The organism is Acinetobacter sp. CAU_H_S139_7 (assembly GCF_058599305.1).
Map to the genome: position 1 here is coordinate 717,488 of NZ_CM178651.1, position 22,465 is coordinate 739,952.

General features: G+C 38.8%; 20 protein-coding genes and 2 pseudogenes. 19 read left to right on the forward strand and 3 right to left on the reverse strand.

Going from position 1 to position 22,465, the window contains the following annotated elements; genetic code table 11:
- Positions 1–129: 129 nt before the first annotated feature.
- From AC4MC0_RS03520 to AC4MC0_RS03560, 9 genes are all read left to right on the forward strand, one after another.
- The gene (locus AC4MC0_RS03520) at positions 130–975 is read left to right on the forward strand and encodes a restriction endonuclease (protein WP_234965375.1); all 846 of its coding nucleotides are present in this window, start codon (positions 130–132) and stop codon (positions 973–975) included.
- A gap of 471 nt (positions 976–1,446) precedes the next feature.
- Positions 1,447–2,583 (forward strand): tyrosine-type recombinase/integrase, encoded by a 1,137-nt coding sequence (locus tag AC4MC0_RS03525; RefSeq protein ID WP_491887284.1) that lies wholly within the window; start codon positions 1,447–1,449, stop codon positions 2,581–2,583.
- A gap of 232 nt (positions 2,584–2,815) precedes the next feature.
- Complete coding sequence (locus AC4MC0_RS03530; RefSeq protein WP_336000666.1) at positions 2,816–5,419, forward strand: hypothetical protein; 2,604 nt, start codon at positions 2,816–2,818, stop codon at positions 5,417–5,419.
- Positions 5,420–5,703: 284 nt separating this feature from the next.
- The gene (locus AC4MC0_RS03535; protein ID WP_336000668.1) at positions 5,704–6,570 is read left to right on the forward strand and encodes a YagK/YfjJ domain-containing protein; all 867 of its coding nucleotides are present in this window, start codon (positions 5,704–5,706) and stop codon (positions 6,568–6,570) included.
- Between the two features lie 118 nt (positions 6,571–6,688).
- Positions 6,689–6,967, forward strand: a complete 279-nt coding sequence (locus tag AC4MC0_RS03540; protein ID WP_005400084.1) for a hypothetical protein — start codon at positions 6,689–6,691, stop codon at positions 6,965–6,967.
- 22 nt (positions 6,968–6,989) lie between these two features.
- Positions 6,990–8,045, forward strand: coding sequence for a DUF932 domain-containing protein (locus AC4MC0_RS03545; RefSeq protein ID WP_242760085.1), 1,056 nt, complete (start codon positions 6,990–6,992; stop codon positions 8,043–8,045).
- 142 nt (positions 8,046–8,187) lie between these two features.
- Positions 8,188–9,234: a YqaJ viral recombinase family nuclease gene (locus AC4MC0_RS03550; protein WP_336000672.1), complete on the forward strand. Its 1,047-nt coding sequence runs from the start codon at positions 8,188–8,190 to the stop codon at positions 9,232–9,234.
- A 225-nt stretch (positions 9,235–9,459) separates the two neighbouring features.
- Entirely contained in the window at positions 9,460–10,341 is an 882-nt protein-coding gene (locus AC4MC0_RS03555) for a recombination directionality factor (protein ID WP_195728709.1), read from the forward strand.
- A gap of 79 nt (positions 10,342–10,420) precedes the next feature.
- Positions 10,421–10,651 carry a helix-turn-helix transcriptional regulator gene (locus AC4MC0_RS03560; protein ID WP_004694829.1) on the forward strand — a complete coding sequence of 77 codons (231 nt, stop codon included), beginning with the start codon at positions 10,421–10,423 and terminating at the stop codon, positions 10,649–10,651.
- A gap of 27 nt (positions 10,652–10,678) precedes the next feature.
- Here the strand turns inward: AC4MC0_RS03560 and AC4MC0_RS03565 are convergent, their stop codons facing one another.
- Both AC4MC0_RS03565 and AC4MC0_RS03570 read right to left on the reverse strand, forming a co-directional pair.
- Positions 10,679–11,275, reverse strand: a complete 597-nt coding sequence (locus AC4MC0_RS03565) for a putative adenosine monophosphate-protein transferase Fic (RefSeq protein ID WP_336000675.1) — start codon at positions 11,273–11,275, stop codon at positions 10,679–10,681.
- A gap of 12 nt (positions 11,276–11,287) precedes the next feature.
- A complete protein-coding gene (locus tag AC4MC0_RS03570; RefSeq protein ID WP_004694826.1) occupies positions 11,288–11,449 on the reverse strand; it encodes a YhfG family protein in 162 nt (53 codons plus the stop codon).
- 204 nt (positions 11,450–11,653) lie between these two features.
- Between AC4MC0_RS03570 and AC4MC0_RS03575 the strand changes: the two genes are divergently transcribed.
- Positions 11,654–13,222, forward strand: coding sequence for a type I restriction-modification system subunit M (locus AC4MC0_RS03575; protein WP_336000678.1), 1,569 nt, complete (start codon positions 11,654–11,656; stop codon positions 13,220–13,222).
- Positions 13,222–13,911: pseudogene (locus AC4MC0_RS03580) on the forward strand (restriction endonuclease subunit S); the annotation flags it as partial. The gene AC4MC0_RS03575 and the pseudogene AC4MC0_RS03580, both read left to right, overlap by 1 nt.
- Positions 13,912–14,375: 464 nt before the next feature.
- Here AC4MC0_RS03580 and AC4MC0_RS03585 read toward each other — a convergent pair.
- Positions 14,376–15,338: an IS30 family transposase gene (locus tag AC4MC0_RS03585; protein WP_005401265.1), complete on the reverse strand. Its 963-nt coding sequence runs from the start codon at positions 15,336–15,338 to the stop codon at positions 14,376–14,378.
- A gap of 112 nt (positions 15,339–15,450) precedes the next feature.
- Here AC4MC0_RS03585 and AC4MC0_RS03590 point away from each other — a divergent pair.
- From AC4MC0_RS03590 to AC4MC0_RS03625, 8 genes and pseudogenes are all read left to right on the forward strand, one after another.
- Positions 15,451–15,585: pseudogene (locus tag AC4MC0_RS03590) on the forward strand (restriction endonuclease subunit S); the annotation flags it as partial.
- A 61-nt stretch (positions 15,586–15,646) separates the two neighbouring features.
- Entirely contained in the window at positions 15,647–16,498 is an 852-nt protein-coding gene (locus AC4MC0_RS03595) for a hypothetical protein (RefSeq protein WP_336000536.1), read from the forward strand.
- A 36-nt stretch (positions 16,499–16,534) separates the two neighbouring features.
- Complete coding sequence (locus tag AC4MC0_RS03600) at positions 16,535–16,903, forward strand: DUF4431 domain-containing protein (RefSeq protein WP_336000534.1); 369 nt, start codon at positions 16,535–16,537, stop codon at positions 16,901–16,903.
- A 69-nt stretch (positions 16,904–16,972) separates the two neighbouring features.
- Positions 16,973–17,905, forward strand: a complete 933-nt coding sequence (locus AC4MC0_RS03605; protein ID WP_491887285.1) for a PD-(D/E)XK nuclease family protein — start codon at positions 16,973–16,975, stop codon at positions 17,903–17,905.
- A 7-nt stretch (positions 17,906–17,912) separates the two neighbouring features.
- A complete protein-coding gene (locus AC4MC0_RS03610; protein ID WP_491887258.1) occupies positions 17,913–18,845 on the forward strand; it encodes an IS5 family transposase in 933 nt (310 codons plus the stop codon).
- 54 nt (positions 18,846–18,899) lie between these two features.
- A complete protein-coding gene (locus AC4MC0_RS03615) occupies positions 18,900–19,118 on the forward strand; it encodes a hypothetical protein (RefSeq protein ID WP_491887286.1) in 219 nt (72 codons plus the stop codon).
- A 51-nt stretch (positions 19,119–19,169) separates the two neighbouring features.
- The gene (locus AC4MC0_RS03620; protein WP_336000530.1) at positions 19,170–22,046 is read left to right on the forward strand and encodes a type I restriction endonuclease subunit R; all 2,877 of its coding nucleotides are present in this window, start codon (positions 19,170–19,172) and stop codon (positions 22,044–22,046) included.
- 239 nt (positions 22,047–22,285) lie between these two features.
- Positions 22,286–22,450, forward strand: a complete 165-nt coding sequence (locus AC4MC0_RS03625; protein WP_491887287.1) for a hypothetical protein — start codon at positions 22,286–22,288, stop codon at positions 22,448–22,450.
- Positions 22,451–22,465 lie beyond the last annotated feature (15 nt).

The window sequence follows — 22,465 nt, forward strand, 5'->3', positions numbered from 1 at the left end:
AAAAAACCTCAAATTTGAGGTTTTTTTATACAGATTGGTTTAGACAGCAATTAATATCTTCATTACATTAAGCAAACTAATAATAGGTGCTTACAGCAAACTTTAAATGAATTTTTTCAAGGAAATAGTATGAAAAAAAATACAGGAAAAGACTATGAAATTTTCGTGGGGGATATTTATAAATCAATATTACTTTCGGATGAAATGGGATTTAGTGGACAACAGAATATAATTGTCGAAGTTGATAAGAAGTTGAAAGATAAAAATGGTATTGAGAGACAATTTGATATTTATTGGGAGTATACCTCTGCTGGCTTAATATATAAAACTGTAATTGAATGTAAGGATTACAATAGCTCTATTTCAATAGATCGTATAGATGCACTGATAGGAAAGCTACAAGATTTTCCTAATTTACGAGGGCTATTTGCCACTAAGAAAGGCTATCAATCAGGGGCTGAAGAAAAAGCTAAAAAACATGGAATTGAATTATTAATTGTGAGAGAACAAAACGATAGTGACTGGAAAAGTAAAAATGGTGAACCATACTTAAAAGAAACTCATATTAATATGACCTTGATACCTGCGGCTAGAATTACATTTTTTACAGTACTAATTCCTAAGGAGCTTCAGGACGAGCCTCAAATAAAATTAACAGCCCTAAATACTGAAATTTCTATCAAGAATTTAGATACTCATGAAGAATTTACACTGCATGACTTGCAGAGCAAATTAGTGAATGCTCATGAAAATGGATTTGGGGAATTTGACAAATTAGAAGTTTTTAAAGGCTTAGTAATTTATCCAGGCGGTGAACGTAGAATTGATGGTTATCATGTTAAGTACCAAATAGCCAAACCACATACAGAAACTCTGATTTATGACTTCACACAATCCTTAATAGGAGTTGTTGAGTACCTCTCACAAAACAAAAAAGCCAGAATTTTCGATAATGGAAAAATTCATTATGAATAAAGTCTTCCACGTGATGAACCTTATCAATTAATAGTTAAGCCACTTTCTTGAAAGCAAGTCTCTAAATTCAGCCCTTTCACATTTTAAATGTCATTCGGTTATATCGTCGGAGTATCAGCAGGGCATTCAATACATGAGTTGTACTCCCGATACAGCAACCCAACCCACTTAAAAAATCCTAGCAACAGATAATCTGTACACTGTGGTGTACACTGTGATTTTTGTATAAATATTAAATTATATAAAACAGCTATTTAGCAAATTTGTTCAATTGACGCCACCCCACCAAAATTCTTTCCGAAGTAGTCCATCGGAATCTAAAAAAGCCTTTAAACTCAATGTTTAAAGGCTTTTTTATTGGCTGTATTGTCCGATACTGTCCTAAGCGATTTGACCCTATTTTTGCTTTGTGTGGGTCAATATTGGGACAATTTGACCCACTAAATAAGTTTAATTAAGTGGGACAAAGATATGTCACTAACTGATGTGATGTGTAAAAAAGCGCAGCCTCAAGAAAAACAGTATCGCCTTTCTGATACTAACGGTCTCTCTTTGCGAATCGATCCGAATGGGAAAAAATATTGGTCTATTCGATATACGGAAAATGGGCAAAGGAAGTCAAAAGCATTAGGTGTATATCCCGAGCTGAGCCTAAAACGTGCAAGAGAGATAGCGCTTGATCTAAGGTATAAACTCAAAAATATGGTTGAGGCCGAAGTGATGCAGCCTCATTTTCAAGAGGTTGCAGAAGATTGGTTTAATAATCAAAAAGAAACATGGTCATCTAAACACATTAGCAATGTTCGAGCTTCTTTGGATGAGCTTTATATTGCTCTTGCCAATAAGCCTATTAACCAAATTCAAGCGCCTGAAATTTTGCAGATCATAAAAAAGATTGAGGCAAGAGGCTCACTTGAAGTGGCTAAACGTACTTTGTCTCGTTGTGGGATGGTCATGAAATATGCCATAGCTCATGGCTATCGTTATGATAATCCTGCTGGTGATTTGGTTTATGCCCTTAAGAATAAAAGGGTTAAAAACTTAGCCTCTTTAGCTGCCACTGAAATGCCTGAGTTTCTCAGACGTATTAAGGCTTATCCTGCTGATGTTCAAACACATCATGCCATCATTTTAATTATGCTGACTGGTGTTCGAGTCAGTGAGTTACTACAGGCACGTTGGGATGAGTTTGATTTGGAAGGGCGTAAGTGGGATATTCCTGAAGACCGCATGAAGAACCGATTGCCACATCGTGTACCCTTAACAGACATGATGATCGATGAGCTTCAGGCACTACGCCTGACACATAACCAAGACTTGCTATTTCCACATCGTTTAAATAATAAAGAGCCTATGCGTAGTGAATCGATTTTAGCTGTGATTAAGAGGTCAGGCTATGCAGGTCGAATGACGACACATGGTTTTAGATCGCTATTCAGTACAGTCGTGAATGAATCAAATCTCTTTAATCCCGATGCTATTGAACGCCAACTTGCTCATGTTCCTCAAAACAGAATTCGTTCCGCTTATAACAGAGCGCAGTACTGGGATGAGCGGGTAAAAATTATGGAGTGGTATGGGGAGCAGGTAAGAAATTGGGTGAGTTAATCTGCTTTAATTCCACAACTAAACCACGCTTATAGGCGTGGTTTTTTTATGTATGAACTTTTAAAACCTTAAAATATTTAAATTTTTTAGATGAAACAATATAGAAAAAATTAAATTTTTTTGGACTAAATATGATATTTAAATTTGTTTATAGTTCGAATTTAATTGAGTTTTAAACTTGTATTTATTATTATATAGTTAATCGTAAAAACAATAACTTAAGTTTTAAAGTATGAAAAATATAACTCATGATTCTAAATATAAGTCTACATTTTTTAAACAGTTAAAAGTGTTGTATGAGGGTGAGCGTTATTCAAAGTTTGATAGCAATGAATTTTTTTCGGTTTTGCCTTTGATATCTGTTTATGCGCTTTTGGATTTCGCTGTCCCATATTTAATAGATAACTTAGAGGATGGCGTGTGTAATCTTGATCAGCATTTGAGATTTCAAAGCGTCGCTTCTTTGTTGGATGCTTTAAAACAAGTCCATGTATTTCCAGAGATGAGTAAATTTAGAAATGTGGGGGATGAGTTTTTGGAGTGTCGAGCATTTAATTGTTTTGTGCAGCGTGTTCAAAATGGAAGTGTGGTCATTCATTCTCAGAATTCACAAAGCTTAGACAACCGAGTGAATGGGGAGAATCATTTTGCAGATGATGGCTATGCGGAGGCTTTTTTAAAAAAGTATATTGAATGGCGCGGCAATAAAAGTACATCATGCTTACTCGATGCACGGCTAAATTCCAGTAACGTCGTTTTAGCAAATCTAGAACAGTTGAAGAATAAAATTAATCCGGAGATTGATTCAATTTTAGATCAAACGGGGTTTATCTATGTCGCTGCTTTTAGAGTTGTGATTCATTCAATCGATGTTGATGAGCTCCATTCAAATGAGCTTCTGAACGTTTTCCAATCTTTTGGTCAATTGGATGAGATAAAGCATGCCATGGCTTTGAGTTGTTCAAAGTTAAAAGAGAGTGAAAGCTACTATGTCGTTTGCCTTCTACAAAAAAAGTACTCCCCTAATGAAAATCACATTGCACAAAAAATTAGAAAAGTCGTACAGAAAGAAATAGATCGATCAGTTTCAAAGAGACTGCAAATAGATGTTCAGTGTTTAAATGAGAAATTTAGAGCGCTGGAACCGTCTATGCATGACGACACGCTTTTTATATTAAAGGGAAATGATGACTCTAGTCGGTTGATACGTGAAACGGTTTTCGATTTTGCTGAACATCTATTGAAGTTTGGTCAGTTGAGCTATGTGCAAGTTGAATCTAAGGAGAGAAGAGAGAAACTTTCCGATTTAGAACTTTTATCTGGCTTACCCAATTTATTGGATAGAGCTTTACCTAAGCATAATTCATTGAAGAGAACTTTACCGAAGCACGATTTATTCTGGGTGAAATGTAATGAGTTTGAAAACTATCAAAGTTTATGGAATTTATTACAAGGATCTAAAGGGTCTAAACGATTCAAGCTGATTTGGGATCAGAAGCATTTATCTGAAAATTCCAAGGAGTACTTTACTCAGGCTTCAATGATTGTTGTAGAGCAGTTGGCGATTTGGGGGTTGTCTAAATTTACTGATTTAGTCATTAAAATAGAATTTTTTATTTTAACATTTATGGAATCCAGCGTTATTGGTTTCTATCCTTTTGTAAAAGACTATCGGTTCAAGAGATGGAGCGACCCCGTTTCTTTTGAACAGATAGCGACTAGACAGCTTATTCAATTTGCTGAAATTTCTAAAAATCGTGAATTGCTGCATGAACTGGCAGTGAAATTGCAAGGTAAATTCATAAGTAAAACACTGGCACACTTTTTTTCAGTATTCCGTAACCAGATTGGGGACTCTTACAGTTCGGGATTACTCTATCGATTTTTATATATAGATTTAGAGGCAGAAAGAAATCAAGAGCAGATCGAAGATTTATTGGCAGTGTATCAATTTAAAGAAGTGTTGTTTTTTCATCCTCAAAATAATATAAAAAACAACCAGTCTGCTTTGCCTGCAAAGTTTGAATTCAAGGAGGAGACGAAGGGAGAGCAAGATGTGATTAAAACGTATATGAACAGAAGTTCAACATTAAGCATCGGTTGTAATGATTCATCCAATTCATTGACTATTGATGGAACTCCTTTCCAAAAATATATCAATACGTTGCCAGCAAGACCTGTTGAGGGTCAAAGTAGTCATTTGCTTCACATGCAAAGGCACAAGACACGTTTGATTAAGGTTAAAGAAATGTTGCACTTTGCAATGCGGCAAGATGTTGTGATCATTCGATGTTTATTCTCCGAGCAATCTAAAGACAGGATTACGCAACAAGACCTATCTAAAATTTTCTCAAGTATGTTGCAGATAAATAAAAAAAGTTTACCTTTTTCATTCATCACAGGATATTTGGGTTATTGGGAAGGCATAGAGAGAACTACTACCAATAAAATCCTTGGCTTTGCCGCAAATGTTTTATTTGTTTTTAATGCACAGGTTTTAACTCAGTGTCCTGATTTGCTAAATGCTTTAACCGAAGCATGGCAAAAATCTTGTCGGAACTATGGCTTAGAGAAGAGAGACAGTGATTGCATTGATGGTGTAGTGGAACAATTGAAATTAGCTTATTCAGTACCAGAGTTAAATTGCACACAGCTTATACTTGAAACAACGCATAAAAAATTAGCAAAAATTTTTATTCATCATGTTGCGCCAATTGCAGTCTATCAAGATCTGCTGGATGATGAGATCTATCAAACCCTACCAAAGTGGCTGATCAAAAAAAATGTAAAAATGAGCTCTAGCAAAACTGTAAAGTTAAGAAAAACAAAAACCTAACTTCCGCTTCAATCTTTTCTATAAAAATAGGATAAATTGTAGAATTTTGACAGCTTGCTATAAAAGCAACGTTTTTCATTTTATGAGATGTCGAGTGAGTGTGTTTTGAGTTTATTGGGCTAGGATATATATTTAATATTATTTATTAATTACTTAATATTCTTCATGAACCTTCATCACTCCAAATGATGAAGGTTTTTTATTGAGTACAATATTTCAGTCCATGTGTAAAAAATACTGAGCAGTGATTCCTATGAGTTTAATCAACCATAGGAAATATACTCATGAACGAAGCACAAACCTTACTTGAAATTGAAAACTTTATGCTTAAGGCGACTAAAAGAACATACCGCTGGACTTACTTTAAAGCGGACTATGACGAACTAAAAAGATCAGCTGAAGCGGTCTACGATCCAAAATGTGAATACTGTCCTTTGGTTCAAGCCTACTTTGAATTATTGCCAGAGCATGCATCTTTCGAAAATCTAGAAGTCTTTAAAAACAGCAGAGCATTCAGTTGTTTTCAGAATGAGCTTATTGAAGAGCATGAATCCTTTCTTGATAAATTCAGCAGTAATAACCGTCGCAACCGCAAACACTTGAAAGAGTATTTTAATAATCTTGTACAAAACCATCGCAAGTTATTGCTGGTCAGGGTTGATCTTTCATATCGATTCAATGCTCAGCCAGATATAAAACAATTTAAACGTGATGTGAATAAATTGGTACGGCGTATTCAGGACAAGGACACTATCTTTAGAGATCAGGTGGGTTATGCCTATCGCTTAGAGCAGGGAGGGAAGAGTAAAGGGTATCACTGTCATCTGCTGGTGATCTATAACGGATCGTTGCGGATTAAAGATGATTATTTAGCACAAGCGATTGGCGAGCTTTGGTTGGAAAAAATTACAAAGGAAGATGGCCAATTCTTTAACTGTAATCAAGTCAGCCATAAAAAATATTACAAGGACCTAGATCAACTAGGTATAGGAATGATCGAAAGGCGGAATTTAAAAGAGGTCGAGAATGCTTGGCTCGCCATCAGCTATCTGGCTGATCCTGAAAAAGACAATCAATACTTGAGAGCATCTGTGAAGGTAAAGAGGCAATTTAGTAAAGGGGAGTTAAAGCCTAGAGCGGCAGACCGTTGATCCCAAAAAATCATAGATATACATCATTAACATGAACTGTGAATGTTTATTTCCCCCGACATTCAAAATCTAAGGCTTGCCATACGGTAAGCCTTTTTTCATTTTAGAGGTATATCTTATGAGTAAACATTGTCCTTACTGTTTTTCTGATCAAATCGTTCAAGTGATGAATCAACAGGTAAATGGCTCGGCTGGAACAGGCGTTGCAGCATCAGCCTCCTTTGCCACGATTGGCGCATCGATTTCTAAAACCCTACCTTTACCGCTATCTCCATTGCTTGGTGGAATTGCAGGTGCTGTGATCGGTGGGGTATTCAGTAGCTTATTCGATTCACCTAAACAGCACATTCCGATGTGTTATTACCACTGCCACCACTGTAACCAAAACTTCCAATAAGTTCACAGAGGAGAAATGAACAATGGCACATCAAATTGAACAGATCGCCTATGTGGGCGAAACCCCTTGGCATGGCCTTGGGAATCAACTCAGTCCTCATCAACCGATTGAAGTCTGGGCAGAGCAGGCAGGCATGGATTGGCGGATTGAATCTTCCGATGTGAGTTATATGGCACAGAATGAACGTGGGCAAAGCATCATCATGCCGTATGAGGAACAGCGGGTGCTGTATCGTTCCGACACGCATGCCCCTTTATCTGTGGTCAGTCAACGCTATCAGGAAGTGCAACCGAAACAGATCTTAGAGTTTTATCGTGATTTGACTGAACAATCAGGATTTGAGCTAGAAACCGCAGGCGTGCTGAAAGGTGGTAAGAAATTCTGGGCTTTAGCCAAAACGGGGCAAACATCGGCTTTAAAAGGTAAAGATGTCAGCAATGGCTATATCTTACTGGCAACCGCTTGCGACGGTACACTGGCAACCACGGCACAATTCACCTCTATTCGTGTGGTGTGTAATAACACCTTAGCCATTGCCTTAAAGGGTCAAAACTCAAGTGCAGGCGTGGTTAAAGTCCCGCACAGCACCAAGTTCGATGCTGAGAAGATTAAGCAGCAATTGGGTATTTCAGTCCGTGCATGGGAAGATCACATGTATGAGATGAAACAACTTAGTCAACGTAAAGTCACACAGACTGAAGCAGCAGCTTATTTCGATGCAGTATTTAACAATACTAGTCTGAGTGTGCCTGAACAGGAGGATGGCATTATCCAGTTCTACCGTAATGTGGCGATGCAGGCTCAAAGCAATAACCCAGCAACCAAAGCCGACAACAAGACAGAACCAAATGGCCGTGCCATGTCGAAGGTGATGACCATGTTTAATGGACAGGGCCGTGGAGCAGAACTGAGTTCAGCCAAAGATACCGCCTATGGCTTGCTTTGCTCTATAACGGAATTTGCCGACCACGAACGCAGAGCCATGAGTCAGGATCATCGTTTGGATTCTGCATGGTTCGGTGCAGGTGCTGGACTTAAGCAAAGAGGATTAGAACAAGCCCTCGCGATGATTGCTTAAGTTTAATCAATGAGATGAGTTAATTTATTAGCCTAAGCATCCTTATTTCCATATTTCAAAGACCTTAACCCATTCATTCAAAGCTGTGTCTACGGACACAGCTTTTTTTATGCGCAAAATTTTACAGATAGAGGACATTACTATGAATTCAGCGGTGATTAACCCGAACAATGCAATATCGAGTATCCATACTCCTCGGCCCAAATTGTTTACAGCCAAACGCTTTGTGGATACCAAAAACCTGACGCATGCAGAATGGTTAGAAGTTCGACGCAAAGGGATCGGCAGTAGTGATTGTGCCGCAGCCTGTGGTCTCAACCCGTATATGTCGATGCTTGAACTCTGGATGATCAAAACTGGTCGTATCCAGCACAACATGGATGAACAAACTGAAGGGCATGCCCCTTTATATTGGGGAAAACGCTTAGAACCATTGGTGGCGGAATACTACAGTATGCATACCCAGTACAAAGTGCGTCGCGTCAATGCAGTACTCCAACATCCAGATCCAGACAAACATTTCATGCTGGCTAATTTGGATTATTCAGTGGTAGGTAATGCAGATGTGCAAATTCTGGAATGTAAAACCGCAGGTGAACATGGTGCCAAACTTTGGCGAGATGGCATCCCGCTGTATGTACTATGTCAGGTACAACATCAACTGGCAGTCACAGGAAAAAAGGCGGCGCATGTTTGTGTACTGATCTGTGGACATGAAACACGTATCTTTAAAGTCACCCGTAGTGAATCGGTGATTCAACATATCGTAAATGCAGAACGCTATTTCTGGGACTGTGTTGAAAAGGATATTCCACCTGATGCCGATGCCAGTGAATCCGCAGCCAAAGCATTGCAACTACTATATCCAGCACATGTGCCACTTAGTGTTGAAGATTTAAGTCATGATCCACATGCCAATCAGTTGTTTGACCAGCTCATCAAAATGAAAGCCGATCTTCAAGATCAGCAAGAACACTTTGATCAACTGAAACATCAAATCCAAATGCTAATGAAAGACAACGAACGTGCGGTGTTTAGCAGAGGTTCGGTGGTCTGGAAAAAAGCAAAAGATACGATCAGTCTCAATACCAAAACATTGATCGAACATCAACCTGAGCTAATACAGCAATATCCACTGCACAAGCAGGGCGGTCGTCGATTCAATATCTTTACTGATGCTGAATCTTGATCTAAGCGCCTGCATAAAAAAATCGGCAAAGCAGCCCCTTCGCCCCTCCTTCAAAGAAGAAAGGGCATTGGACAGCTTTGCCAGATCGATTGACCGATGCACAACAGATTCTCCTGTAGTCATTGCTTGATGTGTCTTGCTTGACGCTATCAAAGAATGACGTAAGAGCAGGTGCTTCAATACATTCGGCTGATCAGTATAAAAATGAATAGAAGGAATATCCCCATGATTAAAGGTTTAGTGATTACACCGCCGGTACTCGGACGAATCAGTATCGGAAAAATTGTAGAAAAGAACGGCAAGCGTCTACCTGAAAAGGATGACCAATTCACCATCACCAGCCAAATCCAGAACAAGGAGGGTTGGGTGAAACATCCTTTAGATGAGCAACTTCGAGTCAAAGCCCCTAGTCAAAAACTCAGAACCATTCCAGTACGGATGATTTTTAATGATCCCGAACTGAACTTACGTGCGGAATACAGTTTATTTGATCGGCAGACGGGGCGACTTGTTTGTATGGGCAATGGTGAAACCTGTCAACGCTTAACCAATCAAGGCGTAGAGCAACATCCATGTCCATCCCCAGATTTATGTGCCTTGGCACAAGGGGGCTTATGCAAGCCCTATGGTCGTCTCTATGTAAATTTGGATGAATCGGATGAGTTTGGCAGCTTTGTTTTTAGGACCACAGGTTTTAATAGTATCCGAACTTTGGCGGCTCGGTTGCGGTATTACCATGCTGCATCGAATGGCTTGCTGTCATGCTTGCCGTTGCAATTGACCCTTCGAGGCAAATCCACAACACAAAGCTATCGTACCCCTGTGTACTACGTGGACTTAACCCTACGTGAGGGGATTCACTTACAAGAGGCGATTCAAATGGCTAAGGAGATTGATCAGAAAAGTAAGTTGGCTGGATTTAATCAGCATGCTTTAGATCAGATAGCTTTACAGGGTTATGGGCATTCGCAGTTTGAGGTGGATAGTGAGGATGGCATGAATGTCGTTGAGGAGTTTTATCAAGGAGAGGAAGGTCAGCCAACAGATGAGGATAAAGTGTTTAATATCCAGCAGGGATTGCAAGGGTCGGTTACGGCGTTGAACTGAATTGGACTGGTTAAAACCTTACAGGAATCCCGTATCTCATGAGCGAGTTGCTCGTCACCATGAGATAGGAGTACATATCATGAATGCATTTGTTGGCCAAACTTTTCAAATAAATCAGCTGATCAATATACATCAAGTAGTAGAAATAGTAGGTGTAGCACGGTCGACAGTTTATGCAATGATGGATGAATATTCACCGTATTATGATCCAACTTTTCCAAAGAAAGTAAAGATCACCCAAAACCGTATCGGCTGGTCAGCTTTTGAGATCCATCAATGGATTGAAAGTAAGTTGGCGAGTCGTGAATAATTGGGGAGCTACTGCTCCCTTATTTTTTCATTCAGGAATGACGATACATTCCTTGAAAATTTGAACTAATCCGTCTAAGTGTCCATAGAACCCTTCAACATTAGCTTGAATCCAACGTTCCTGAGATTCTATTTGAGACCAATCAACACCATAACCACAATAGGCGAGAAGATGTTCAAAGAAAATGCGCTGAGTGCGTCCATTACCTTCGCGGAAGGGATGAATGACATTAAGTTCACAATAAAAATCGGCAAGCCGCATAATAAGCTTTTGCTTTTCAATATGTTGAAAATAGTTTTGAGATTGAAGTTGTTTAAAAAGCTTATTAGCTTCAACTTCAATACGACTAAAAGTACAAAAGCGTGTATCACCTTTTGAAATATCAACTTGCCTAAGTTCACCAGCCCATTCATAAAGGTCTGAAAATAAGGAGTAGTGTATGTTTTTTAGGTATTGGATATCGTAAGGCGGTTCAGTATATTCAATGTGTAAACTGGCATATTCAGATAGCTCTAATTCGGCCTGCTCCAAAATTTTTTCATCTTGGATATGTAATTTGTTTTTGAGAATACTAGAGTTTGGATAACAGTAAAGACTGTCTCCCATTTCACCATATTTATCCATCAAATCACCAAATTATGATTCTGAAAGCTTTTTATACTTTTGTAGGATTTGGTCTTTGCTTAAAGTTGAAGTAGTTGTTGAAGGAGAAAGACCTTCAAGTTTTAGGCTAGCCCGATAATTCTGTAAGCGTGTTGCTTGAATATATTTTTTTTTCTGTTCAATTGTCTTAAGCACGTTGAGGCTCCTTAAGTCCAAAAATTTTAATCAGTATATCAGATTTGACTTATATCAAATGGCGGCAGCCAAAAAATAAAAATGTTGTTGTGGTTAAATTTAATTGCGACAGTTTATGTCTTTTATCTTTCAAATGTAGCTGAAAAATAATTAATTTTCGGTAAACTATTCACGTTTTATACTTTTCTTCGGACTTCAATAACAATGACCCAAGTACAACTGCAACAATTACAAAAACAACTTTGGAATATTGCCAATACTTTGCGTGGCACTATGGGCGCCGATGAATTCCGTGATTACATCCTGGGTTTTATTTTCTTTAAATATTTATCTGAAAAATCGGTGAACTTTGCCAATGAATTGCTCGATGGCGAAGACCTCAGCTTTTTAGAATTAGATGAAAATAATGCTGAGCATGTGCCCTACATCGAAGAAATTAAAAAGAATGCCATTGCCGAAGTCGGTTATGCGCTCACACCCAAACAGCTATTCCATACCTTAGCCGAGCGTGGTCGTCAGGGCGAATTCATTTTGGATGATTTAACTGCAACCTTAAAATCAATTGAACAAAGCACGTTAGGCACCGACTCTGCCGATGACTTTGCCAACCTGTTTGAAGATTTAGATCTAAACTCGACCAAGCTTGGCAATAATGCCAGTGACCGTAATGCACTGGTGGCGAAAGTCCTCAGTCATTTAGATGATATTGATTTTGATATTTCCAATACCGAAGCCGATGTACTGGGAGATGCTTACGAATACCTGATTGGTGAGTTTGCCTCAGGCGCGGGCAAAAAAGCTGGGGAATTCTATACCCCGCAAACGGTATCGACTTTACTGGCAAAGATTGTCACCCAAGGCAAAGCGCGTTTACGTTCAGTCTATGACCCGACTTGTGGTTCAGGTTCGTTATTGCTACGAGTAAAACGTGAAGTGAAAGATGTCGATATGATCTACGGTCAGGAAATGAATCGTACCACCTACAACTTGGCACGTATGAACATGATTTTGCATGATGTGCATTTTGCCAAGTTCGACATCAAGCAGGAAAATACTTTAACCCGTCCGCAGCATTTAGATAAAAAGTTTGATGCGGTGGTGGCGAATCCACCATTTTCTGCAAAATGGTCTGCCGATCCTTTATTTTTACAAGATGAACGCTTTGCCGCGTATGGCAAAATGGCGCCAAGTTCTAAAGCTGATATGGCGTTTGTACAGCACATGCTGTATCAACTGGATGACAACGGCACGATGGCGGTGGTGTTACCGCATGGCGTCTTGTTCCGTGGTTCCAGTGAGGGCGTAATTCGTCAGTACCTGATTGAGCAGATGAACGTGGTGGATGCGATTATTGGTCTACCCGCCAATATTTTCTATGGCACGTCTATTCCGACCTGTATTTTGGTGTTGAAGAAAAACCGTGAGCAGAGCGGCAATATTCTGTTTATTGATGCCAGCAATGATTTTGAAAAGCAGAAGAATCAAAACAAGTTATTGCCTGAGCATTTAGATAAGATTGTTGCGGCATTTGAACAGCGTGAAAATATTGAAAAATATGCACATGTGGCGACTTTGCAAGAAGTGAAAGATAACGATTACAACCTGAATATTCCGCGTTATGTGGATACTTTTGAAGCGGAAGCCGAGATTGATTTAGATGCGATTGCAAAGCAGCTTCAAGCTTTGGAACAAGACAGCCAAAAAACTGATGCTGTGATTGCAGATTTTTGCAAAGAGCTAGGCATTGTTTCACCGTTTGCGGAGGTGAAGTAATGGCTGCACCGAAGTTACGATTTAAAGAGTTTGATGGGGATTGGAGCGCATCAAATTTAGAACAAACTACTCAATACTTTAAGGGATTTGCTTTTAAGTCAGAATCATACAAAGAAGACGGTATTCGTATTATCCGAGTATCTGATTTGGATAAGGATTCTATCAAATATCAAAATGAAGCTATTTTTTTAGATAAAATTGAAGCTCAAAATTATCTAAATTGGGAAGTGAAGAAAAAAGATATTATTGTTACTACTGTTGGATCAAAACCTCATTTAATAGATTCAGCGGTTGGGCGTCCAATTTTTGTTAAAAATGATAGTGAAGGTTTGCTAAATCAAAATCTATTAGTTTTGCGTCCTAAAAATGAAAATATAGATGCTTATTTTATATTTTCTCAGCTTCTTGATAAAAAATATTTAACTCATATTGAGACTATTCAACGTGGTAATGCAAACCAATCGAATATTACTGTGAAGGATTTACAGGAATTTGAAGTTTTTCAAACATCTAAAGAAGAACAAACCAAAATCGCTTCTTTTCTTTCCGCAGTAGATGAAAAGATTAGCCAACTGACTCAAAAACATGAACTGCTGAGCCAATACAAACAAGGCATGATGCAAAAGCTGTTTAGTCAGCAAATTCGTTTTAAAGCGGATGATGGAAGTGAGTTTGGGGAGTGGGAGGAAACTAACTTTTCTTCTCAATTTAACTTCCATAATACTAATTCACATTCACGAGCTTTATTAGCTGAACATGGTGAAATTATGAATATTCATTACGGAGATATTCATACCAAATTTTCAATGCTTTTTGATGTAACTAAAGAGCCTGTGCCATTCTTAAATGAGGGAATTGACACCAATAAAATTAGTGAAGATCAATTTCTAAAAGTTGGTGATCTAGTGATTGCGGATGCATCAGAGGATTACAAAGATATTGGTAAAACTATTGAAGTTATTAATTTAGGAAGCCAAAAAATTATTGCTGGTTTACATACTTATATTGCTAGACCTATTCATCCTTTTGCATTGGGTTTCTGTGGTTATTTGATGCAAACTTTTGAAGTAAGAGAACAAATTAAGAAACTAGCGACAGGTATATCTGTATTAGGTATTTCTAAAACTAATTTAGGTAAAGTTGAATGGCGGATTCAAGCGGCAAGTGCAACAGTATAAAAACCAGCCATAACTTCACTCGGTGTATGCCAACCTAGTGTTTTTCTAGGACGATGGTTGAGTGCAAATTCTATCTGCTCTATTTGTTCGTTTGACACGTCATCAAACGATGACGATTTTGGCAGATATTGCCGGATTAAACCATTCGTATTTTCATTTCTAGCTCGCTGAATAGACTTGTAAGGATCAGCAAAATACGTATCTATGCCAGCATCAGTAATTCTTTTGTGTTCGGAAAATTCCTTGCCATTATCAAATGTCACACTATAAGCATGGCTCATCTGTAAACGATCTAATGCACAAGTAATCGTTTGAGAGGATGCTCTCGTTGACCCTAAATGAACAATATGTACGTACAGGCTCTTTCGATCAACGAGAGTTAATAAAGCACCTTTATGATGTTTACCAATCACCGTGTCACCTTCGAAATCTCCTAAACGTTGTCGTTGATCAATGACCTGGTCTCGGCAATGAATACTTGTTTTATCAATGATTTGACCCCTACGATCCGTGTTTTTGTAACCTCGTTTTCGATATTTCTTCTGATGCCTTAAGTGTAGATGGAGTTTACCGCCTTTTGATTTATCTTGATAAATGTACTGGTAAATCCACTCATGTGAAGGTACATCCAGCCAACAGCGTTGTGTTAAAGCACCTGAAATTTGTTCTGGTGACCAGTCCAAGCCAATCAAATAATCAATATAAGCGAAGGCAAACGCTGTCATGGGTGATGAAGGACGGTACCGTCTTTGACTTGCAAATTTAGCTGCCTGTTGAGCTCTATATCCACGTTGTCCAGTATTTCTTTTTAATTCACGGTAGATGGTTGATCGTGAACGCCCTAACTCCCGAGCAAGGGTAGCGATTGAACTTTTACTTTTCAAAGTAGCATAAATTTCGTATCTTTCATCTTGAGAAAGTTGGGTGTATTTCTTCATTGTGTGCTTTCCAATTGCGAGTTGAAAAAGTCCAATGATTCTACGAATACACCTAACTTTTTCAACTAACTACAAATGTGTCGCACTTGGGATTTGAATCTGCGAATTAAGAATTCCTTGCTTAGAAGAACAAACCAAAATCGCAAACTTCTTGTCATCTATCGACCAAAAAATTGAAGTTGTGGCACAGCAAATTGAACAAGCCAAAACTTGGAAAAAAGGCTTGTTGCAGCAGATGTTTGTTTAAATTTTTAAACCAGATTTACTTTTGAATCTGGCTTTTTCACATTTTCTATCGGGGGGTACAAATGAAAAAACTATTGATCAGCCTGCTATTAAGCAGCAGCGCTTTGTTTGCTGCACCAATCGCTATGGCTAATTCACAATTTTCAGCGCTGCAAATGGCACAGGTACAACTGGATAGCCTGAGCTTTAAGAACATCATGCGCCAGTTTTATAGTGGTCAGATGAGCCGTGGCTATGTCGATGACGAAGAGCTGAGTAAAATGCCACATATTACTTTGGGACAAGCGGATGAAGATGAAAATACGACTGTCGCGCTCATGCACCCAGTAATTGAATATAAAAATAATGCCAAGGAATCGCGTTATCTAGTCATGATTGAAAAGATACAGGTCGGTAGTGAAGGTAATGTGGTGTCTTGCCATGCTTGTGCAGGAACAGCAGACTTGTTTAGCTTTAAAAAACTACATAATGGTCAGTATCAACTGGTCAGCCGAAGTGCCAAAGATGCCGAATTTTCTGGTAGTTGGGGGCGTGTGGGGCTTGATCTGGAAGAAATTGCTAAGAACTTAAAGCCTTTGGGTAAGAACTTGGTTGGTAGTATCTTCCAAAACGGGTACACCAGCACAGGAACGACAGAACTGTGGTGGGAAGCGTTGCACCTCCCTGAAAATGACTTTATCAATAGTTATGGTGTAGCGGATGCTGGAGCCGATAACGGGGGAAGTTATGAAGAAGATTCACCACTGTATTATAGCTATGACAGTAGCTTAGACGTGATTAATAATGGAGCTGCTTATTTCCCACTGAAAATGACTTATCAGGGAGAAAAACCGACTGAGGATTATGATCAGATCCGTAAAGTCAATTACTCAAAATTATTCCACTTTAATGCAATAAAGAAAGAATATAAGTAATTCAAATAGTTAAAAATTGAAAAGAGATAGGGAAATATGAAAAAACTTTTAATTACTGTGCTTGCCTTAATGCCTATATTAAGCCAAGCACAAACATTTTATTACGATCAACCAGCAACATTAACAGGGAAATTACTGCGAATTAAAAGCTTACATCCTAATCAAGAAGCTTTTGGCGGTAATCAAATTGCATTAGCTTTAGATCGGCAAGTCAATGTCGATGGTGAAGAAGGTTTAGTCAAAACTAAACTTATTCAATTGGTGGATAATGACCCACGTTATTCTTCACTGTTTAAGAAAGAAGGGAAGTCGGTAAAAATTAAATGTAGTGAATTATTTAGATCACATACTGCCCATCACACGACTAAAGTTCTTTGTGTTGTTAAGTCTGTGGATTATAAATAATGAAATTACTGATTGTAGTTCCTAACATGGGAAAAGCTTGTTACATCAGATGTTTGTATAGGGGGCATAATGAATTTAGCAACTTCACCTTTTGAACATTTCACACAACTTTTAGATTCTGCAAAAAAGTTTAAAGCGATTCCGCGAGAAAAAACTTTTTTCGATACTGCGATTCGTAGCCATTACGAAAATCCCACCACTGAATTGCTTGAATTTTTCTTAAACCCTCAAGAATCCCATGAGTTGGGAGAGGTGTTCTGGAAAGGCTTTAGTGATGTTGTTGTAGGAATGAGCGCCCTAGAGAATTCTAGTTTAGGTCAAGTGGAAAACTTGGAGCGAGAATGCGTTACACATAACAGCAATCGTATCGACCTAATGATTGATACCGATACGCATCTTATTTTACTGGAAGCTAAAATTTACCATCATCAAAACAATCCATTTGATGACTATGTGAAATATGCTCAAACTCGCTCAAAAGACAAAACTATCCTTGGCTTGATAATCAGCATCTCTGGTAAAAGTGAAGCCCAAAATTGGTTCGGTATTTCCTACCAACAATTAGTGAATGCTGTCCGACCTTACCTTGCAGAACAAATGATGACGAATCCCATGAATAAATGGAATTTGTTTGCACGTGAGTTTTTGCTGCATCTTGAAAGTTATTATCGTATACAGAATCTAGATATGAACCGTATCCAATTTATTTTTGATCATTATCAAGAAATACAAGAGTTGCAAAAGCTGAAAACAAATACTATTCAGGAAGTTGTCGATAGTATCAGTCAGCTTCTTAATCAATCCATTGATAGTTATATCTCTAAAAACAAATATGAATCATGGGGAGGGATTCGTTTTTATAACGATGCGTGGAATAACTTAACCAATACCACTTTATTTATTAAAGAGCATCAAGGTGGAACAGTATTCGATGTGACAACTTATATTTTGAATTGGCTTTGTTGCACAAACCTATCTGTAAAGGCTTTTTCAGCGATATAATTTTCAAATGAAGAAGCCTACACACAAAATCTACCGCACAACCAATTGGCCCGCATATAACCGAGCACTCATTAGTCGCGGAAATATTGCCATTTGGTTTGATCCTGCTACGCAATGGTATGCGCCATCAAAAGGCAAACAAGGGCGAAATCAAACCTACTCCGACGCAGCCATCCAATGCTGCTTAATGATTAAATCCTTATTCCGTCTGTCTTTACGTATGGTCACTGGCTTTGTGCAAAGTCTGATTAAACTTTGCGGATTAAATTGGATAGCTCCAGATTACACCACGCTTTGTAGAAGACAAAAGCATATTGATATTGTAATCAGCTACCAAAAAAGTAGCGATGGGCTGCATCTACTCATGGACTCTACAGGCATGAAGTTTCTAGGTGAGGGCGAATGGAAACGCAAGAAACATGGACCTGAATATCGTCGCCAATGGCGTAAACTTCATATTGGTATAGATGCTAAAACCCTACAAATACGAGCAGTTCAGCTTACAACCAATAATGTCAGTGATTCACAGGTGCTTGGTGATTTACTTAATCAGATTCCACAAGATGAGCGGATTGACTCTGTTTATACCGATGGAGCTTATGACACCAAGCAATGCCGTCAGGTCATTGCAGATCGGCAAGGGCATGCGGTGATTCCACCTAGAAAAAATGCGAAACCATGGAAAGATACAAAGAGTAGCTCGCTAGAGCGAAATGAATTACTTCGAACAATTAAACGTTTAGGCAGGACACTATGGAAAAAATGGTCAAGCTATCATCGTCGAAGTTTGGTTGAAACTAAGATGCATTGCATCAAATTATTAGGCGATAAACTCAGTGCAAGGAGTTTTGATAGCCAAGTGAATGAAATCCATGCACGTGTAGCAGTCCTTAACAGATTTACGGAATTAGGTCGACCACTTACCCAAGTTACGCCTTAAATTTAGCTCAATTAGGGGTGCTTTGCATTTCCAATCTTTGTGCAACAAAGCCTTTTGAATTTACCAGAAGCATTAGAGGAGCAAGCATTTTCTATTTTGAAATGCAACGATGATTCACGCTACCTCAACTGGAAAATTGAAAAATATAAAGGTGGTACCGAACGCTGGTTATGTATCTATTGGCGAGCACCTGAAAATAATTTTGAAGCGATTCGAGATTTGATTTTGGAGAAAGCAAGTTTGTTAGATGTGATTGAAAAAACTTTAAGATAAATCAGTATATTGAATATAAAGCGAATAAGAATTTAGAGAGTAGAGGGTGAAATGACAGTACAAAGCGAATATCAACTTGAAAATGAACTGATTGCACAGCTAAAAGGCTTGGGCTATTCAATCGTCACGATTAAAGATGAACGCCAACTACTGTCTAATCTCAAAACACAAATTGAACGTGCCAACGGACTTGCGCCACTGTCAGAAACTGAATGGAAACAGGTCATCAGTTTTTTAAATACGGGCACAGTATTTGAGCGCGCCAAAAATCTGCGTGATCTGTTCCCAGTCAAATTTGACGATGGAACCAGCAAGCACATCTTTTTTCTGTCGGATGATCCAAGCAAGAACATCTATCAGGTCACCAACCAGATCACCATTGACCACCGTGATTATAATGGCCGCACCAGCCGTTTTGATGTAACCCTATTAGTCAATGGCCTGCCTTTGGTACAGATCGAGCTGAAAAAACGCGGCATGGAAATTGCCGAAGCCTTTAACCAAACCCAACGTTATATCCGTGAAGCGTATTGGGCTGGACAAGGTCTGTTTGGTTTTATCCAGCTGTTTGTGATCAGTAATGGTGCCAATACCCGTTATTATTCTAACGGCACCACAGGCATCGAGTTTGCCTTTCCATGGGCGGATGTCAATAACAAACACATCAATGAAATTGTCGACTTTGCCGAAGCTTTTCTCAATCAGCAGCATCTGACCCAAATGCTGACCCAATACATGGTGCTGCTAGAAACCACGAAAAGCCTGATGGTGCTACGTCCCTATCAGATTTATGCAGTGCAGAAAATCGTGCAGCATGTGCAAAATTCCGATCAGAACGGCTATATCTGGCACACCACCGGTTCAGGCAAGACCCTGACCTCGTTTAAAGCCAGCCAGATCATCATGCAGATGCCGGACGTGGAAAAAGTCCTGTTCGTGGTGGATCGTAACGACCTCGATACGCAAACCTCAAGAGAATTTAATGCTTTTAAAGCCGAAAGCGTGGACAGTACCGATAACACGTCTACCTTGGTTAAACAGCTGGATCAACGTCATGACAAACTGATTGTGACCACCATCCAAAAACTCAATCGAGCCATCAGCACCGACCGTTATTTAGAATCGATTGATTATCTTAAAAATAAAAAAGTGGTCTTTATCTTTGATGAATGTCATCGCAGTCAATTTGGAGAGACTCATCAGAACATCAAAAAGTTCTTCCGCAATGCACAAATGTTTGGTTTTACCGGTACGCCTATTTTTGAAAAGAACAGCCAAAGCAAAGCAGGTTTAAAACTCACCACAGACTACCTGTTTAATGAGTGTTTGCATAAATACGTGATTGTAGATGCGATCCGTGACCGTAACGTATTGCAGTTCCAAATTGATTATCGTGGCAAATACACCGCCAAAGGCATGGCGACCAATGAAAGTTATGAGGAAGATGTAGAAGGCATCGATACCAAAGAACTGTATGACAATCCGCAGCGCCTAGAAATGATTGCCCGCTACATTGTCAATATCCACGATACCAAAACCCGTAATCGTGAATTTACCGCGATGTTTTGCGTCAGCTCGGTTAATACCTTAACCCAGTACTACGAACTGTTTGAAAAAGTTCAGGCAGAGAAGCAGCAACAGGATGAAGAGCAGGGCCGACTGTTCAAACCGCTGACCATTGCCACGATTTTCTCCTATGCCGCCAATGAAGCAGTGAATCCTGCCGATCAGGATGGCCTGATTCAGGAAGAAGCAGCCGATGTGCCGACTCAGATCAATCCATCCAGTCGAGACAAGCTGGATCGCTATATTGCCAAGTACAACCAGCAGTTTAAAACCAATTACAATTCCGGTGACCAGTTCTATGCCTATTACCGTGACATTGCGCAGCGGGTCAAAAACAAGCAGATTGATATTTTAATCGTGGTCAATATGTTCCTGACCGGTTTCGACTCCAAGCCACTCAACACCCTGTATGTCGATAAAAACCTGAAATATCATGGCCTGATTCAGGCCTTTTCACGCACCAATCGTGTCTTTAACGACAAGAAACCTTTTGGCAATATCATCTGTTTCCGTAACCTGAAACGCGCCACTGATGAAGCCTTGGCCCTGTTTTCTAATAAGGAAGCAAGAAAGACAGTACTGGTACCGAGCTTTGAAGAAATTCAACAGGATTATGCGGATGCAGTCGAAAAATTACTGAACATTACCCCCGACTATCAAGCCGTGGATGATTTGCTGACTGAAGATCAGCAACTGGAATTCATCAAGGCATTCCGCGAGGTCATGCGTTACAACGCACAACTGCAAACTTTTGTGGAATATGACCAAGATCAGACTGTTTTAGATAAACAACACTTTGCTAATTTCGCTTCGAAATATGCAGATCTATGTCGAGCAACTCGTAAAGCCACTAAAAAAGAAAAAGTCTCGGTGCTGGATGATGTCGATTTCCAATTGGATTTACTGCACAGTGACCGTATTAATGTGGGTTATATCCTGACATTGTTACAAATGGCGGTGAATGCTGAAACAGATGAGCAGCGTAAGAAATACGAAGCTCAAGTACATGATCTGATTGGCAGTGATATTAGCTTGCATAACAAACAAGACTTGATCCAAAAATTCATCGAAGAAAATATGCCGAAAATGATCAATGGACAGAGTGTACAAACAGCCTTTGCTCAGTTCTGGGATGCAGAGAAGGAACAGGCTTATCAATATTTCTGTGAGCAAGAAAACCTAAAACCTGAAGTGTTGAAACAGGTCTTGGATAATTACGAGTTCAATCAACGCTTGCCACGTAAAGAAGAAATGAAAGAGTTGCCTAACTTCAAAGTGAAGCTGTTTGAGCGAGACAATGTGCTAACCAATTTAATGGTAAAAACAAGACAGTTGATTGAGAAGTTTTATGTGGGACTTTAATAGAGGTAATAATTGGGTCAAAGCAATTATAAAAATTTAGATTTATTAATGAGTAAGGTGGTAGTTCATCTGTCACCATCTCTGTTTTAGTAGTTTGCCCAAGACAAAATGAAAATTTAAGAAATAAAATAATTTTTACAACTTATGACATGTCCTGTCATTTTTGTGTCTTATCTTCAATTTATTAGTCATTTTGATCAAAATTTTAAATTTACAAGGCAAATTGGAAGGACATTAGTATGACAATAAGCTCTGATCCATTTACCAATAAACATAGAAAGAAGGCTTTAAAGCGTATTTTTAGAGCTTTAATAGTGGGAAAAATAAAGTGGGCTGAATTAAAGAAGTTCTATTTAGCAATGTTGCATCTAGAACGTTATTTAGAAAGATTAAACATTATTTAAATTAAAATTAAAATA

Excerpts from the sequence above, each read along its gene's own strand:
- AC4MC0_RS03530 (WP_336000666.1), top strand. The coding sequence starts at position 2,816 with ATGAAAAATATAACTCATGATTCTAAATATAAGTCTACATTTTTTAAA.
- AC4MC0_RS03605 (WP_491887285.1), top strand. The coding sequence starts at position 16,973 with ATGAATTTAGCAACTTCACCTTTTGAACATTTCACACAACTTTTAGAT.
- AC4MC0_RS03520 (WP_234965375.1), top strand. The coding sequence starts at position 130 with ATGAAAAAAAATACAGGAAAAGACTATGAAATTTTCGTGGGGGATATT.
- AC4MC0_RS03625 (WP_491887287.1), top strand. The coding sequence starts at position 22,286 with ATGACAATAAGCTCTGATCCATTTACCAATAAACATAGAAAGAAGGCT.
- AC4MC0_RS03535 (WP_336000668.1), top strand. The coding sequence starts at position 5,704 with ATGAACGAAGCACAAACCTTACTTGAAATTGAAAACTTTATGCTTAAG.
- AC4MC0_RS03565 (WP_336000675.1), bottom strand. The coding sequence starts at position 11,275 with ATGGATAAATATGGTGAAATGGGAGACAGTCTTTACTGTTATCCAAAC.
- AC4MC0_RS03575 (WP_336000678.1), top strand. The coding sequence starts at position 11,654 with ATGACCCAAGTACAACTGCAACAATTACAAAAACAACTTTGGAATATT.
- AC4MC0_RS03555 (WP_195728709.1), top strand. The coding sequence starts at position 9,460 with ATGATTAAAGGTTTAGTGATTACACCGCCGGTACTCGGACGAATCAGT.
- AC4MC0_RS03550 (WP_336000672.1), top strand. The coding sequence starts at position 8,188 with ATGAATTCAGCGGTGATTAACCCGAACAATGCAATATCGAGTATCCAT.
- AC4MC0_RS03610 (WP_491887258.1), top strand. The coding sequence starts at position 17,913 with ATGAAGAAGCCTACACACAAAATCTACCGCACAACCAATTGGCCCGCA.
- AC4MC0_RS03585 (WP_005401265.1), bottom strand. The coding sequence starts at position 15,338 with ATGAAGAAATACACCCAACTTTCTCAAGATGAAAGATACGAAATTTAT.
- AC4MC0_RS03560 (WP_004694829.1), top strand. The coding sequence starts at position 10,421 with ATGAATGCATTTGTTGGCCAAACTTTTCAAATAAATCAGCTGATCAAT.
- AC4MC0_RS03525 (WP_491887284.1), top strand. The coding sequence starts at position 1,447 with ATGTCACTAACTGATGTGATGTGTAAAAAAGCGCAGCCTCAAGAAAAA.
- AC4MC0_RS03540 (WP_005400084.1), top strand. The coding sequence starts at position 6,689 with ATGAGTAAACATTGTCCTTACTGTTTTTCTGATCAAATCGTTCAAGTG.
- AC4MC0_RS03600 (WP_336000534.1), top strand. The coding sequence starts at position 16,535 with ATGAAAAAACTTTTAATTACTGTGCTTGCCTTAATGCCTATATTAAGC.
- AC4MC0_RS03545 (WP_242760085.1), top strand. The coding sequence starts at position 6,990 with ATGGCACATCAAATTGAACAGATCGCCTATGTGGGCGAAACCCCTTGG.
- AC4MC0_RS03620 (WP_336000530.1), top strand. The coding sequence starts at position 19,170 with ATGACAGTACAAAGCGAATATCAACTTGAAAATGAACTGATTGCACAG.
- AC4MC0_RS03595 (WP_336000536.1), top strand. The coding sequence starts at position 15,647 with ATGAAAAAACTATTGATCAGCCTGCTATTAAGCAGCAGCGCTTTGTTT.